This window comes from uncultured Subdoligranulum sp. (genome assembly GCF_963931595.1).
Classification (GTDB): Bacteria; Bacillota; Clostridia; order Oscillospirales; family Ruminococcaceae; genus Gemmiger.
Genome location: NZ_OZ007030.1, coordinates 1,766,827 through 1,780,304, shown reverse-complemented (window position 1 = coordinate 1,780,304; position 13,478 = coordinate 1,766,827). Strand labels below are relative to the sequence as shown.

The 13,478-nt window shown below is 63.7% G+C and carries 13 protein-coding genes; 11 read left to right on the top strand and 2 right to left on the bottom strand.

Annotated elements, in window-relative coordinates:
• The first annotated feature begins 5 nt into the window (after positions 1 to 5).
• Genes ABGT73_RS08625 through ABGT73_RS08615 form a run of 3 tightly spaced genes read left to right on the top strand, consistent with a single transcriptional unit; the run spans position 6 to position 4,849 of the window.
• A complete protein-coding gene (locus ABGT73_RS08625) occupies positions 6 to 1,787 on the top strand; it encodes a hypothetical protein (protein ID WP_346669368.1) in 1,782 nt (593 codons plus the stop codon).
• Between the two features lie 16 nt (positions 1,788 to 1,803).
• Positions 1,804 to 3,600 carry a hypothetical protein gene (locus ABGT73_RS08620; RefSeq protein WP_346669367.1) on the top strand — a complete coding sequence of 599 codons (1,797 nt, stop codon included), beginning with the start codon at positions 1,804 to 1,806 and terminating at the stop codon, positions 3,598 to 3,600.
• Between the two features lie 28 nt (positions 3,601 to 3,628).
• The gene (locus tag ABGT73_RS08615; protein WP_346669366.1) at positions 3,629 to 4,849 is read left to right on the top strand and encodes a hypothetical protein; all 1,221 of its coding nucleotides are present in this window, start codon (positions 3,629 to 3,631) and stop codon (positions 4,847 to 4,849) included.
• Positions 4,850 to 4,895: 46 nt separating this feature from the next.
• Here the strand turns inward: ABGT73_RS08615 and ABGT73_RS08610 are convergent, their stop codons facing one another.
• Positions 4,896 to 6,185: a hypothetical protein gene (locus tag ABGT73_RS08610; RefSeq protein ID WP_346669365.1), complete on the bottom strand. Its 1,290-nt coding sequence runs from the start codon at positions 6,183 to 6,185 to the stop codon at positions 4,896 to 4,898.
• A 113-nt stretch (positions 6,186 to 6,298) separates the two neighbouring features.
• Here ABGT73_RS08610 and ABGT73_RS08605 point away from each other — a divergent pair, with 113 nt between their 5' ends.
• On the top strand, positions 6,299 to 6,817 hold the full coding sequence (locus ABGT73_RS08605) for a phosphatase PAP2 family protein (protein WP_346669364.1): 519 nt from the start codon (positions 6,299 to 6,301) through the stop codon (positions 6,815 to 6,817).
• Positions 6,818 to 6,859: 42 nt separating this feature from the next.
• On the opposite strand, the gene ABGT73_RS08600 is transcribed toward ABGT73_RS08605, so the two are convergent.
• A complete protein-coding gene (locus ABGT73_RS08600) occupies positions 6,860 to 7,480 on the bottom strand; it encodes a flavodoxin family protein (RefSeq protein ID WP_346669363.1) in 621 nt (206 codons plus the stop codon).
• Between the two features lie 115 nt (positions 7,481 to 7,595).
• Here ABGT73_RS08600 and rlmD point away from each other — a divergent pair, with 115 nt between their 5' ends.
• The 7 genes from rlmD to ABGT73_RS08565 all read left to right on the top strand — a co-directional run bounded on the left by rlmD (position 7,596) and on the right by ABGT73_RS08565 (position 13,340).
• Positions 7,596 to 8,747 carry a 23S rRNA (uracil(1939)-C(5))-methyltransferase RlmD gene (gene rlmD, locus ABGT73_RS08595; protein WP_346669362.1) on the top strand — a complete coding sequence of 384 codons (1,152 nt, stop codon included), beginning with the start codon at positions 7,596 to 7,598 and terminating at the stop codon, positions 8,745 to 8,747.
• Positions 8,744 to 9,436 (top strand): hypothetical protein, encoded by a 693-nt coding sequence (locus ABGT73_RS08590; protein WP_346669361.1) that lies wholly within the window; start codon positions 8,744 to 8,746, stop codon positions 9,434 to 9,436. The genes rlmD and ABGT73_RS08590 overlap by 4 nt, the downstream gene beginning before the upstream one ends.
• A gap of 106 nt (positions 9,437 to 9,542) precedes the next feature.
• A complete protein-coding gene (locus ABGT73_RS08585; protein ID WP_346669360.1) occupies positions 9,543 to 10,025 on the top strand; it encodes an HD domain-containing protein in 483 nt (160 codons plus the stop codon).
• 159 nt (positions 10,026 to 10,184) lie between these two features.
• The gene (locus tag ABGT73_RS08580) at positions 10,185 to 10,655 is read left to right on the top strand and encodes a DUF2975 domain-containing protein (protein WP_346669359.1); all 471 of its coding nucleotides are present in this window, start codon (positions 10,185 to 10,187) and stop codon (positions 10,653 to 10,655) included.
• A 15-nt stretch (positions 10,656 to 10,670) separates the two neighbouring features.
• Positions 10,671 to 10,883: a helix-turn-helix transcriptional regulator gene (locus ABGT73_RS08575; RefSeq protein ID WP_346669358.1), complete on the top strand. Its 213-nt coding sequence runs from the start codon at positions 10,671 to 10,673 to the stop codon at positions 10,881 to 10,883.
• Positions 10,884 to 10,919: 36 nt separating this feature from the next.
• Positions 10,920 to 12,542 carry a DUF4153 domain-containing protein gene (locus ABGT73_RS08570; protein ID WP_346669357.1) on the top strand — a complete coding sequence of 541 codons (1,623 nt, stop codon included), beginning with the start codon at positions 10,920 to 10,922 and terminating at the stop codon, positions 12,540 to 12,542.
• A 48-nt stretch (positions 12,543 to 12,590) separates the two neighbouring features.
• Entirely contained in the window at positions 12,591 to 13,340 is a 750-nt protein-coding gene (locus ABGT73_RS08565; protein WP_346669356.1) for a tRNA threonylcarbamoyladenosine dehydratase, read from the top strand.
• Positions 13,341 to 13,478 lie beyond the last annotated feature (138 nt).

Here is a 13,478-nt window from a genome sequence, read left to right as displayed (position 1 = left end):
GTTCTATGACACAGAAAATCAAGCAAAATATGGGGCGGGAGATCCTGACCGTCCTGCTGCTGGTGGCCGCGGTAGCGGCCACCGAATATTTCTTCTTCCAACTGTGGCGGCTGGACTGGCATGCCCCTATGCTCTACGGCGGCGACGGCATCTACTGGGTGGGGCAGGTACAGCGCAGCTACGGCGAGCTGACCGGCTCCCTGGGCTGGCCCTTCTACCAGCCGCCCAGCCCCTATGATCCCAACTACGATCTGATCTATGATCTGTTCGTGGCCTTTGTGGGGCTGTTCACCAAGGATACCGGCACGGTCTTCAATCTGTATGTGCTGGTCATCCCCTTTGCCAACGCCCTGGCCGGGTATGCGGTTTTCCGCATGACCGGCATGCGCCGCTGGCTCGCCTTCGCCTTCGGTCTGACCTTCGGGCTGTGCCCCTACGTGCAGCAGCGGCTGGCCGGCCATATGATGCTGGCCGCGGTGGAATTCGTGCCGTTCTCGGTGCTGCTCTGTCTCTGGTGCGCCGAGGACCCCACCTTCGGGCGGCCCGGCAAGGGATTCTTCCGCAAGCCGCGCAACTGGCTGGCCATCGCCTTTGCCTGGGGCATCGCCAACAACGGTGCGGCCTACTACCCCTATTTTACCTGCTTTTTCCTCTGCATCACGGCCCTCTGCCTGATGCTGCGGGACCGGAAACTCTCGGCTGGCGTGCCCTGTTTCCTCACCATCGGCGAGATCGTCGCCTGGATGATTCCCGACTTCTTCCCCATGGTGCTGGGCATCCTGTCGGGGCAGGGCAGCACGCTGACCAACGGCGTCTACCGCAGCCCCATCGGGGCGGACATCTACAGCCTGCGCATCAGCAGCCTGCTGCTTTCGCCCAACGGCTACGGCTGGGACAAGCTGGCCAACTGGCTCCAGCGGTACTTCCATCTGCTGGCCACCGACGAAGGCCCCATGTACAACGAAAATTCCTACGGCTATCTGGGCATTGTGGGCATCGCGGGCTTTCTGGCGCTGCTGGTGCTGCTGTTCCATAACCGCCCCTGGCAGGCCGGCCGGACGGAGACACCCCGGCTGGGGGACCGTCTCTGGCTGCTCGGCCGCCTGAATGTGGCGGCGCTGCTGCTGGCCTCCATCGCCAGCTTCGGCGGACTGATCGGCATTCTGGTGCGGTATATCCGGGGCTACAACCGGATCAGCCCCTATATTGCCTTCTTTGCGCTGCTGGCGGTGGGCCTTTGGGCCGAGCATTTCCTGCAGAATCACAAGAGCCGCCGCCGGCAGATCTTTGCCGTGGTGCTGGCTCTGGTTCTGGCTTACGGCTACTGGGAGCAGCAGGGCCTGTTTGTGCCCAAGTACGAGGAAGTCCAGACCATGTGGTACCAGGACCAGGCGTTCATGGACCAGGTGGAAGAGGTCACCGAGGCAGGGGACGTGATCTTCCAGCTGCCCTATATGAAGAACTTTGAGAACGGCTCGGTGAACAATATGTGGGATTACACCCAGCTGCGGGCGCCGTTGCACAGCGACAAGCTGCGGTTCAGCTACGGCGCAGGCTATGGCACCGAGAATGATGTCTGGTACCGGGAAACCAGTGAGCTGCCTCCCGACGAGATGGTGGCGGAACTGCGCGCCCAGGGTGTGGCGGGCATCTACCTGAATCTGGACGGCTATGCCGTGGAGGACCAGCAGCAGACGCTGGCGGACCTGATGGAAGCGGCCGGCTGCAGCGAGGACGATGTGATCGAGCACGAAAGCGGTATGATCTACTACATCCCGCTGGAGTAACGCGACGGGAGAACGTATGGAACGGAAAACCTGGACCCAAACCCGCTGGTTCTGGCCGGCGGTATGTCTGCTGTCGCTGGCGGCGGGGTGGTGGTATCTCAGCATCATCACCTGTGCGCCGCTGGGCGGCGATGACGAGATCATCAACCTGCAGAACTACTATTATGCCACCCATCACACCTTCTGGGAGGTGCTGGCGGCCAACTGGAAATCCATTCTGCCCCAGTTCCTTCTGCAGGTGGGGCGGTTCCGCCCCTTTTCCTCCCCGCCGGAGATTGGCTGGACCAGCTATTTCCTGGGCGACCTGGTGGGGTATCGTCTTTACATCCTGGCCTGGACTTACGCCGATATTGCGCTGGCGGCCTGGCTGGTGGGCAAGGCGGCTCGCAACGCCAAGGTGGGGGCGCTGTGCTTCTGCACGCTGCCCATGATGTTCTCCCTGTGGCAGGACTCCACCGGCAACAGCCTGTATTCCTACGGCGCCCTGGTGCAGAGTGCGCTGCTGCCGGTGCTGCTGGCGGGGCTGTGTGTGCTGCGCTGGCAGGACACCGGCCACAAGCGCTGGGCAGTGCTGGGCGGATACTGCATGTTCCACGCCTGCGCCACCTTTGAGATCGGTTTTGTCTATTTTGTGCCGCTGTTCGGCCTTTTCTGGATGTACACCGGCCGGGTGCGCCCGGCGCTGCGCCTGTGTATTCCGGTGCTGGCAGGCGAGGCGGTGACGCTGGCCTTCAACCTGGGGGCCCGTGTGGTGAACGCCCTGCGGGCCGCCGGTGTTCTGGCCGGGGAGGCTGCTGACCTGGGAGGGGTTTCCCCCAACCTGGACCCGGTGGCCATTCTGCGCACCTGGGTCATGCAGATGTCGGCAGGGTTCCCCCTCAATGCCATGATTGCCGGCAAGATGCGCCCGGGACAGATCGCCTGGTCCGATGTGGCATGCGGTGTGCTGCTGGCAACGGCAGTGATCGCCGTGCTGGCGGCGCTGCGGGCGTTGCCCGACCGCAAATCCACCCTTCTTTTGTTCCTGTCGGGTCTGGCCATGCTTTCGGCCCCGGCGCTGATGATCGCCGTTTCCCCCAAATACCAGAAGGCCGGCAACGTGGACTGGCGCCACGGCTATATTCCCCAGACGGTGGAATCCTTCGGTGTGGGCCTGATGGCGGTGGCCCTGCTCATCGCTTTGCTGCGCTGGGCGCGCAGCAAAGGCTGGTGGCCCCGCTGGCGGGCTGTGGTCAGCGTGGTGCTGGCGGCAGGCATGGCAGGCTCGGTGGTCTGGCAGCGGGCGGCTACCCGCTCGGCCTATGAGGGCGGCGGCCGGGCCTACACGGTCTTTGCCGAGGCGGTGGAGGCCGGCATTGCCGATATTGCCGGGACGGAAGACCCGGTGGTCTGCGACTATATGATCTGGGGCGGCAATCTGACGGCCCAGCAGGCCTTCTTCCAGCGCTATGCCGACACCGATACCAACGCCCATGCGCTGCAGGTGTGGCGCAGCGAATCCCATGAGGAAGAGAACGCCTACCGGCTGGGCTTTAACCGCGGCGAAAACAACCGTTACGACATTGCCTGGCTGGGACTGGGCGCGGATGAGGCACTGGAGACTGTCACCGGGGTGACGGTATACTTGCCGGCCCGGGCCGATGCTCAGGCCACCCTTTTCTACACTACCCGCAATGCGGACGGCACCGAGAACGACTACGCGGCGGCGGTGGCTAATCTGAACCTGACCCCGGCGGAGAACGGCGGCCAATGGCTGCAGATCGAGGCGCAGGACCCCGTGGTGGGGGACAGCATCCGGCTGGCCGTTGAGTAAACCCGGCGTTGCAGGAGGCACAAGCATATTGAGAACTCGTTTTGAGAAAAAAGCGCTGCCGGTCATCACACTGGCGGGGTATATCGTTTATTTTGCGGTCCTTTGCTGGCTGCATCACCAGCAACTCTGTGTGACGGACGGTTTTGCGTCGGACTTGCCGGCCCATCTGGAGTCGGCCCAGAGCGGTAATACGTATACGGCCGCCTTTCTGTTGGTCCTGCCGGTCTATGCCCTGGCGGGTGCGTGGGGCATGGCCGTGTTGCTGGCGCTGTTCCAGTTGGCGGCACTGGCGGTGTTTGCCTGGGGGCTGCGCGCCGCCGCCCCGAAACTTTCAGCGGCAACGCGGTTGCTGCTGAGCCTGGCGGTGAACCTGGCCCAGGCGGCCTGGATTCCCCGCGGGGGATACTGGTACATCGGCACTCTTAACGGCACAATTTATCACAATACCACCTATATCATGCTGGCGCCGTTTGCCCTGCTGTCCATGCTGTGCTTTTACAGAGCCTGGCAGGGGATGGATACCGGGCTGGACGTGCGTGCCTGGCTGGTGTACACGGTTTTGCTCACCCTTTCCACGGCCTTCAAGGCCAGTTTTGTCTTTGCCTTTGCCCCGGCCCTGCTGCTTCTGCTCTTCGCCGATCTGGTGAAAACCCGCGGGAAAAATCTTAAGCGGGAAATTCTCATGGGTTGCAGCGTACTGCCCAGTATCGGTCTCTGCCTGCTGGAGGCAACCATCCTCTTCACTCCGGAGAGCGGCGGCGGATTGCAGCTGATCTTCTCGGTGGATCCGATCAATTTTGAGAACGGTGTAATCTCCTGGGGCATTTTCAGCGAGGCTGCCCGCCGTGGTCTGCTCCGTTCGCTGGTGTTTGTGGCGGCAGCGGCGGTTCTGCTGGGCCGGTTCGCCTGGAAACATTTCCGATACCGGTTCAGTCTGCTGACCTTCGGTATGGCCATGGCGGAAGCGTTGCTGATTGTGGAGCGCGGCGAGCGGATGGGGCATGCCAATCTCTGGTGGGGGCCCTTTATATGTTACTGGGTCCTTCTGCTGGAATCCTTCTGCGCACTTCTGCGTGCAACTGCCGCCTGGTTCGGCGGGGAACGTCGGGCCTGGCTGGGGGCCCGCCTGACCGTTTGCGGGACAATGCTTGTCTGGCAGATCGTCAGTGGCATCTGCTTTCTTGTACTGTTGCTGCAGGGCAATTCCTACAACATTCCCATCGCGACCTGGCGATTCTGGCCCTTTTAACGAAAAAACGCACATCGCTTTTGCGATGTGCGTTTTTGTATGCTTTTCAGGAAAAATCCCATCGGCGCAGCGGCTGTGCAAAGATCACACCGCAGAACAGCAGGGCGGCGGGGTCGCTGGTGATGTGCAGCACCTGGGTTTCCATGTAGCCGTAGAACAGCACCACCAGCAGACAGGCCACCTCCTGCCAGCGGCCCAGCCGGGCGTGGCCGTAGAGGGCCAGCGTCAGCAGAACCACTGCAAGCACCAGAAGTACTGGCCCGAACTGATAGAGAAGATAGACAAAGATGTTGTCCAGCACCGGCCATTCGGGCAGCATCTGGCCGGCAATTTTGATATCCAGCACGCGATAGGCCGCCCAGGAAAGGGAGATGCGGCAGGTCAGCAGGGAATCCAGCCGTTCCAGCCAGGCGGGGCCCACGTCGTTGGACCAGGGACCTACCTTTACCACAAAGAGCGGCAAGATCAGGCTGAAAGCCAGCACCAGCGGCACCGGTGCGGCCACCAGGGCGGCAGCTTTGGGGCCGGCGGGGCGGGAACCCAGCAGTTTGGCAGCCGCCAGCAGCAACGCCAGCAATGCAGCACAGAGGGCAGCCGAGCGGGAGGCGGGCCACACATACAGGAAGACGGCCACGCCGCCCACGGCCAGAATCTCCAGCCAGCGCAGTCTGGCCCGGCGCAGCAGCACCCAGGCCAGCAGCAGCCCGAATACGATGCCGCCGAAGGTGTTGGGGTGCCCGTAGCCGAACATCAGCCGGAAACTGCCGTCCCGCTCACTGGTGGCTCCCGGTGCCACAATGCCCGCAAAGTGGAGCAGCTCCACCAGGGCCAGGGTGGGCAATCCGCAGGCAAGGAAGGCTTTCATGGCGCGGCCCAGCGGCACGTCCTTGGCCGCCAGCAGCACAACGGCCAGCCCCAGGAACCAGATGTTCTGGCCGTTGAAATAGACCCACCGGGCGATGAAATACAGCGCCCCGGCGGTGCCCAGGCTGCGCCAGGTGTAGCGGGTGCCCAGCAAAATCTTGGCAAAAAAGGCCAGGTACATGAGGGTGTCCAGCACCGGGGAAAGCTGCTGCTGCAGCCAGGGCCACTGTTCCCGGGCCATGCTGTTGCAGAACACCACGGTGAATTCGTACAGTGCCAGCCCCAGACAGAACGCCGCCTGACCGGCGCGCAGACGCCAGCCGGCCCCCCAGCCGCCGAACAGCAGGTGTTCCTGCTGCCAGAGGGTGCGCAGGGCGGCCGCCGGTGCGGCGGTTCTGCGCCAGGCCAGCACAAAATCCACGGCTGCCGCGGCAAACAGAGCCAGCAGCAATCCGTTTGCAAAACCAAACAAAAGCAGGTCCTCCGTATCATAAAACTGCCTTTATTATAAACATAAGCACGGCGGTTTGACAAGCCTTTTGCGGGGTGCTATCCTTATACCATCAACTGTGGGAGGAGCCATCCATGAACGAACAACGCTACCGTGCCGTCATCGGCTGGTTTCAGGCGCACCCGGCCGCCCGGCGCGCCCTCTATCTTGTCAGCCGGGGCGCGGTGGCTGCCGTCTATCTGCTCTACGCCGTCCTGCTGTTCTGGCTGGCGGTGTGGTACCGGGAACGGCTGCTGCCGTCGGTGGTGGTCCCGGCGGTGATCTTCTGGGCGGGCAGCGCGCTGCGCACCCGCATCAACCGGCCCCGCCCCTACACGGCGCTGGGCTACCGGCCGCTGTTCCCCAAGGCGGAGACGGGGCGCAGCATGCCCAGCCGGCACTGCTTTTCGGCGGCGGCCATTGCGGTGACGGCCTGGCACTGCAGCGGCCCGCTGGGGGCGGTGCTGACCGTGCTGGCGGTGCTTATCGCTGCGTCCCGGGTCGTCACCGGCGTGCACTATATCAGCGACGTTCTGGCCGGGCTTGCCTTCGGCGCGGGCACGGCGCTGGTGGGCTGGCAGCTCTTCGGACTGCTCCTGCCGACCATGCTCTGAACACAAAAAGAGCCGGACGCATACACGTCCGGCTCTTGCCCATCAGCGGATGAAATTGGTCTGTTTGCCGCTTTCCGCCTGGGGAGGCTCGATGCCTGCGGCCTTGCCCGCCTCGATGCAGCGCAGCATCCAGGCCATGTTGCGGCCCAGGTTGCGCATGATCTGGCAGCCTTCCTCGTCCAGCTTGGCCTGGTCGGCATTGCCGCCGTGGACCATCGGCCAGTAGGTGGAACTTACCAGCGGCATCTCAAAAAACTGGGGCACCTTCTCCATGGCCTCCAGGGCGGTGGTGGTACCGGCCCGGCGGGCGCTGGTCACCACAGCGGCCGGCTTGTGGCGCAAAAGATTACCCGCACTCATGGCCAGCCGGTGCATAAAGCCCAGCATGCTGCCTGCCGCCGTGGCATAGTGAACGGGCGCGCCGAAGACGATGCCGTCTGCCTTTTCCACCAGGGGCAGCACGTCGGCCACCGTGCCGCCGAAGACGCACTTGCCGGCCTTGCGGCAGCCGCCGCAGCCCACACAGCCGCCCACCGGCGCCGAACCGATGTGGAAAATCGTGGTCTCGATACCGGCCTCCTGGAGGGCAGAAGCCACTTCGGTCAGGGCCGTATAGGTGCAGCCGTTTTTGTGCGGGCTGCCGTTGATCAGAAGAACATTCATGGAATTGCCTCCGTTTCGTTTGCCGTTCTTACACAATGTATGGCTTCCGCAGAAGCCTCATGCTCCGTATCCATTGTAACACACCGCGCAAGTCCCGCGCAAAGGGAGAACCGATATGCCCAAGACCTGTCCCAATTTTACCCGCCAGTGCGGCGGCTGTCCGCTGCTGGCAACGCCCTATCCCCGGCAGCTGGCCGAAAAACAGCAGCGCCTGGAAAAACTGCTGGGCGGCTTTGCGCCGGTGGAGCCGGTGCGGGGGATGGAAAACCCCTGGAACTACCGCAACAAGGCCATTGCCAGCTTCGCCATGCAGCAGGGCAAACTGGTCTGCGGCCTGTATGCCGAGGGCACCCACCGGGTGCTGCCGGGCACCGACTGTCTGCTGCAGCAGGAGGCCCTCAACCGCACGTTGGAGGCCGTGCTCCAGGCGGCCCGGGGCTGTCGCTGGACGGCCTACGATGAGGACCGCAGCACCGGGCTGCTGCGCCATGTGGTGCTGCGGGGCACCCGGGAGGGGCAGGTGCTGGTGACGCTGGTCACCCCCAGCCCGGCCCTGCCGGGCAGCCGGAATTTCTGTGCGGCGCTGCGCAGGGCGGCCCCCTGGGTGGCGGGTATTGTGCACAACGTGAATCCCACCGCCACCAGCGCGGTGCTGGGCAACCGGGAAAAGGTGCTGCACGGCCCCGGGCAGGTGCTGGACACCCTGTGCGGACTGCGGTTTGCCATCTCGTCCCGCAGCTTTTATCAGGTCAACCCGCTCCAGACCGAGGTGCTGTATCAAACGGCCATCAGCCTGGCGGAGCTCACCGGCAAGGAGACGGTGGTGGATGCCTACTGCGGCATCGGCACCATCGGGCTCTGCGCGGCGGCTTCGGCGGGCAGGGTGCTGGGCATCGAGCGCAACCCGGCTGCCGTGCGGGACGCCATCGCCAATGCCCGGCGCAACGGGGTGAACAATGCCCGTTTCACCTGCGCCGACGCCACCCCCTGGATGGAGCAGGCGGCCCGGGAGGCCCTGCGCCCCCACGTGGTGTTCCTGGACCCGCCCCGGGCGGGCAGCACGCCGGCCTGTATTGGGGCGGTAAGCCGGATGGCACCCCGGCGGGTGGTGTATGTGAGCTGCGACCCTGAAACGCTGGCCCGGGATGTGGCGCTGTTTGCCCGGCAGGGCTACAAGGCCCGGAAATTTGTGCCGGTGGATCTGTTCCCCCATACCCGCCATATCGAGACGGTGGCGCTGCTCACCCGCCAGGAGGCCCGGCCATGATCTACCACACCAATCCGGATAAGCTGCGGCGGTATGACCGCACCGATTACCGTCAGCATCCTTTTTGGATTCAGCGGCGCCCGGTGCGCATCCGGCGCACGGTGCTGGCCGTGGTGGTGCCGCTGGTGTGCGGCGTCCTGGGCTATCTGGCCATGGCAGGCAGGGACGCCTTCCTGCGCATGGAGTCTGCCATGGCCGCGTGGGCGCTGTCCTGCATGGCTCTGTTTCCCGTTGCCATTCTCAGCTGGAAAAACGACCTCTTCACCTGCCGGGGTATGGCAATCTGCCGCTATGACGACAGGCTGGACCTGCAGCCCAAGCGTCTGATTTACAGTTACCGGGACCGGCGGAAAGGCAGATACGGCCCCCGGTATGAATCCTCGGTGCCCTATTCGCTGCTGGACCGGATCCTCTATTTCCCTGACCGCAACTTTCTGGTATTGTGGTGCGGCGGCGTCGATACCGTCTACGATGCGTCGGGGGCGGCTGTGCAGCATACCAACTACTGGACAGGCTTCGGCAAAATCATCCGCAGCAACCACCGGGTGTTCCTGCCCATGGTCTACGACGACAACGAGGCCGTGCTGCGGGAACTGGAAAGCCTGTCCGGCACCGAGGTGGAGCGCTACCCCGGCAACGAGATCGCCGTCCCGAAGGACAAACGGCTGGAAAATCCGCCGGTTGTGTAAAAAAATACGGCACAAGGTGTAAATTTTTTGCGAACCGCTTGCGGCGGCCCGCCCGATTCGCTATAATGGAACCGTTGGAGCGAGGAAACCGCAAAGGAGCGTGCCTATGTTCTGTAAACTGACCCCGGCGGAGGAAACCCGGATGCGCCAATTGCTGCAGGGGGTGGCGGACGACCCCAACGCGCTGGTGATGAAGCAGTTCATCCAGCACGGCACCGTCACCACCTACGAGCACTGTCTGCGGGTGACGCGCATTGCCTACTGGCTGAATCTGCGGCTGGGCTGCGGGGCCCGGGAGGCCAGCCTGGTGCGGGGCGCGTTCCTGCACGACTTCTATCTCTACGACTGGCATGCCTGCCACGACATTACCCACTGGCACGGGTTCAAGCATCCCCTCATCGCCCGCTACAACGCCGAGACGGTGTTCCGCCTCAACGCCACCGAGAAGAACATCATCCAGAGCCATATGTGGCCGCTGACCCCCGCCTGGCTTCCGCGCTGCCGGGAAGCGGTGCTGGTCTGCCTGGCGGACAAGATGTCCTCCGCCTGGGAGACCGTGATGGAGCGCAGCACGCCCCGGCCCGCCTGATCAGAATATTGTGATTCCTGCCATCCCTTTCGGATTTTCTCCGAAAGGAATTTTTTGTATAACAAGATAAAAATATCGAAAAACGATAAAAAATACTTGCAAAACGATAACACCTGTGGTATACTGCTGCTAACCTGAACAGAACGGGGGACTGCACAGATGAAATGTTGGCAATGGGACGATCACAAGAGTATTACGCTGACGCGGTATGTGGTGGCGCTGGCCATCCTGGGCAGCGCGGTCATGACGGTCTGCGGGCCCTGGCTGGTGCGCTGGCTGATGACCACCCATCACCTGAACCAGGACGGCCCCGCCGTGGAGGTCGTGCTGCTGGTGCTGGGGTATCTCTGCGCGGCGCTGGCCTTCTGGATGCTGTACAATCTCTACCGCTTTCTGGGGCGGCTGGAGCAGGGGGAGGTCTTCGTCCCCCAGACGGTGCTGGCGCTGCGGCGAATCAGCTGGTGCTGCACCTGGGCGGCGGTGCTCTGCCTGCCGGTGGGCATCTGGATCTATCTGCCCTTCGCCTTTCTGGCGGTGGCGGCCGGGTTCATGGCGCTGCTGGTGCGGGTGCTGAAAAACGCCTTTGCCCAGGCCGTGCGGATGAAGGACGAACTGGACTATACCATATAAAGGAGGTGCGCCGCCGTGCCCATCGTGGTCAATCTGGATGTGATGATGGCGCGCCGCCATAAAGGCGCAGGGGAGCTGGCCGAGGAGATCGGCATCACCCCGGCCAATCTGTCCATCCTCAAGAACAACAAGGCCAAAGCGGTGCGGTTTTCCACGCTGGAAGCGCTGTGCAAGGCGCTGGACTGCCAGCCCGCCGATTTGCTGGAATACGTTCCCGACGAGCGGTAAGCTCTGCCGGATTCACAACTGAACAGGAGGTTCTCCATGACAGAACTACCCAGAGAGGGCGCCGGGCGTCCCCTTTACGAAAGTGCGCCCAAAATTCAGCTGGCGGTGCCGGCAACTCCCTATCTATGGGGCGCGGTGCTCAGCTACCCGCTGGCCTACCTGTATGTGAAAGAGATTCTGTTTGCCCGCCGGTTTGCGGGCTGGGGCCTGCCGGTCTTCACCGTGCTGTTTGTGGCCGGTGTGGAGGCCATGGCCCGGGCGCTCCACCGCCGGGCAGCCGCCGAAACACCCCTCTGGGCGGGCTGCTGGCTGGTGCTGGCCGGTGCTATGGCGTTCTGGGGTGAACAGCCTGTGCTGGGCGGCTGGCAGCCGTTGGTGTGGCATATTTTTGCCGTCTGGTTCGTGCTGGCCCGGTGCGGCATGCTGGCTCAAGGGTACAGCGGCAGCCTATGCTTCCTGGACGGTCTGACGGGCTTTGTGGTGCTGCCCTTCGGGAATTTCTTCCGCAGGGTCGGCACGGTCTGGGCCGGGGTGCGCAGTGTGGGGCAGCAGCGGCGCAAGCTGCGCGGGACCGCCGTGGGGGCGGTGACCGTGCTGGTCACGCTGTTGCTCTGCGCCATGGCCTGGAACCTGCTGGCGGCGGCTGACCCCCATTTCGCGGCGTTGGGCCGGGCGTGGAACGACTGGCTGGCCCTCCTTCTCAATAGTGAAAAACTGGTCTCCTACATTGTATACTTCCTGCTCTCCCTGCCGGTGGGCGCCTGGCTCTACGGCCTGGTGGCGGGCTCGCTGCGCCGGGAAAACCCGCCCTGCCCGGCGGACCGCTTCTACGCAGGGCTGGAGCCCTTCCGGTTGCTGCCCCGGGTGACGGCCATTGCGGCGGTGGGGGCCCTGTGCGCCATCTACACGCTGTTCTTCGGGCTCCAGGCGGCCGAATGGCTGGCCGCCGCGCCCCTGGGCCTGACGGCACCCGCCGCCTCGGACTTTGCGGTGGACGGCTTCTGGGAGCTGCTGCGGATTCTGCTGCTGGACTTCTGCGTGCTGGCGGCTGTGCGGTTTCTCGGCCGCCGCCCGCTGCCCAAGACGCTGGCAGCCCTCTTCTGCCTCTACGGCATCGCCTTCGCCCTGCTGGCCGGGGCCAAGCTGGCGGTTTACATCCATCTCTTCGGCTATACGCCCCGCCGGGTGGTGGCCGGGTGGTTCCTCGGCGTGCTGGCGGTCTGGGCCGTGCTGCTGCTGGTGCGGGTCTTCCGCAGCATACCGGCGGCCCGCATGGGACTGGCCGTGCTGGCGGTCACCTTTGTGCTGCTCTCCTGCGTGGATATGAAAAGCCGGATCGTCCGCGCCAATCTGGACCGCTACGACGCCGGTGTGGATGCCGACCTGGACCTGGATGTGCTGCAGGACTGCGGCCTCAACTACTGGACCCGGGGCAGGGAACAGGCCGACGTGGTCACCTATACCCGCTGGCTGCTGGATGCCGGCTGGTTTGAAAACCGGTCCATTCGGGACCTGCAGGAGCTATACGATGTGGACGGCCCCGGCCTGGGAGAAACGCGGCGGGTCAAGCTGGACGGTGACTGGCTGCTGACCATGACCTTTGACGACCGCTGGTGCTGCACCGGGGCTTCCTTGACGCAGACGGAAAACCGGGTATAATAAAAGGCGGGCAGCCGCCCCACAGAAACACCCCGGAGGATTTACCCTATGCCTGATATCTATACCCGTACCCGCGCCCTGCTGGGCACCCCTGCTCTCGAAACGCTGCGCGCCGCCCATGTGGCGGTGTTCGGCATCGGCGGTGTGGGCGGCCAGGCCGTGGAGGTGCTGGCCCGCAGCGGGGTGGGGGAGCTGAGCCTTTTCGACAGTGACAGGGTGGCGGAATCCAACCTGAACCGTCAGCTCATCGCGCTGCACTCCACGCTGGGCCAGTACAAGGTGGATGCCATGACGGCCCGCATTGCCGACATCGACCCCACCACCGTGGTGCACGCCCACCGGCTGTTCTACGGTGCCGACACCGCCGATACCATCGATCTGGGGCAGTTTGACTATGTGCTGGACTGCATCGACACGGTGTCGGCCAAGCTGCTGCTCATTGAGCGGTGCAAGGCGGCGGGCACCCCCATCCTCTGCAGCATGGGGGCGGCCAACAAGCTGGACCCCACGGCGTTCCGGGTGGCGGACATCGAGAAAACCAGCGTGGACCCGCTGGCCAAGGTCATCCGCATCCAGTGCCGCAAACGGCGGCTGGGCAAGGTGAAGGTGGTTTTCTCCACCGAGGAACCCCTGACACCCCTCACGGCGGAACTGACCGAAACCCCGGCCAACGGACGGCGGGCCGTACCGGCCAGCAATGCCTTTGTGCCGGCGGCCTGCGGGCTGGTCTGCGGCGGCGAGGTGGTCAAGGACCTGATCCGCCGCGCCGGCACCGGCCGCTCCGAAATGAACAGATAAGCCATGCACTCCCCGTTGGGAGTGCATTTTTTTGTGGAATTTTACAGAAGTTGCCGCCCGTTTTGCATTGTAATTTATTCGGCAAAATGTTACACTATTCTTACTTATATTGTTTGAATTTTGTTGCATACCTTGGCA

What these genes read in the sequence shown, in the direction of transcription:
- ABGT73_RS08620 (WP_346669367.1), top strand. Translation starts at nt 1,804, where the DNA reads ATGGAACGGAAAACCTGGACCCAAACCCGCTGGTTCTGGCCGGCGGTA.
- ABGT73_RS08625 (WP_346669368.1), top strand. Translation starts at nt 6, where the DNA reads ATGACACAGAAAATCAAGCAAAATATGGGGCGGGAGATCCTGACCGTC.
- ABGT73_RS08600 (WP_346669363.1), bottom strand. Translation starts at nt 7,480, where the DNA reads ATGAATGTTCTTCTGATCAACGGCAGCCCGCACAAAAACGGCTGCACC.
- ABGT73_RS08585 (WP_346669360.1), top strand. Translation starts at nt 9,543, where the DNA reads ATGTTCTGTAAACTGACCCCGGCGGAGGAAACCCGGATGCGCCAATTG.
- ABGT73_RS08580 (WP_346669359.1), top strand. Translation starts at nt 10,185, where the DNA reads ATGAAATGTTGGCAATGGGACGATCACAAGAGTATTACGCTGACGCGG.
- rlmD (WP_346669362.1), top strand. Translation starts at nt 7,596, where the DNA reads ATGCCCAAGACCTGTCCCAATTTTACCCGCCAGTGCGGCGGCTGTCCG.
- ABGT73_RS08590 (WP_346669361.1), top strand. Translation starts at nt 8,744, where the DNA reads ATGATCTACCACACCAATCCGGATAAGCTGCGGCGGTATGACCGCACC.
- ABGT73_RS08565 (WP_346669356.1), top strand. Translation starts at nt 12,591, where the DNA reads ATGCCTGATATCTATACCCGTACCCGCGCCCTGCTGGGCACCCCTGCT.
- ABGT73_RS08570 (WP_346669357.1), top strand. Translation starts at nt 10,920, where the DNA reads ATGACAGAACTACCCAGAGAGGGCGCCGGGCGTCCCCTTTACGAAAGT.
- ABGT73_RS08605 (WP_346669364.1), top strand. Translation starts at nt 6,299, where the DNA reads ATGAACGAACAACGCTACCGTGCCGTCATCGGCTGGTTTCAGGCGCAC.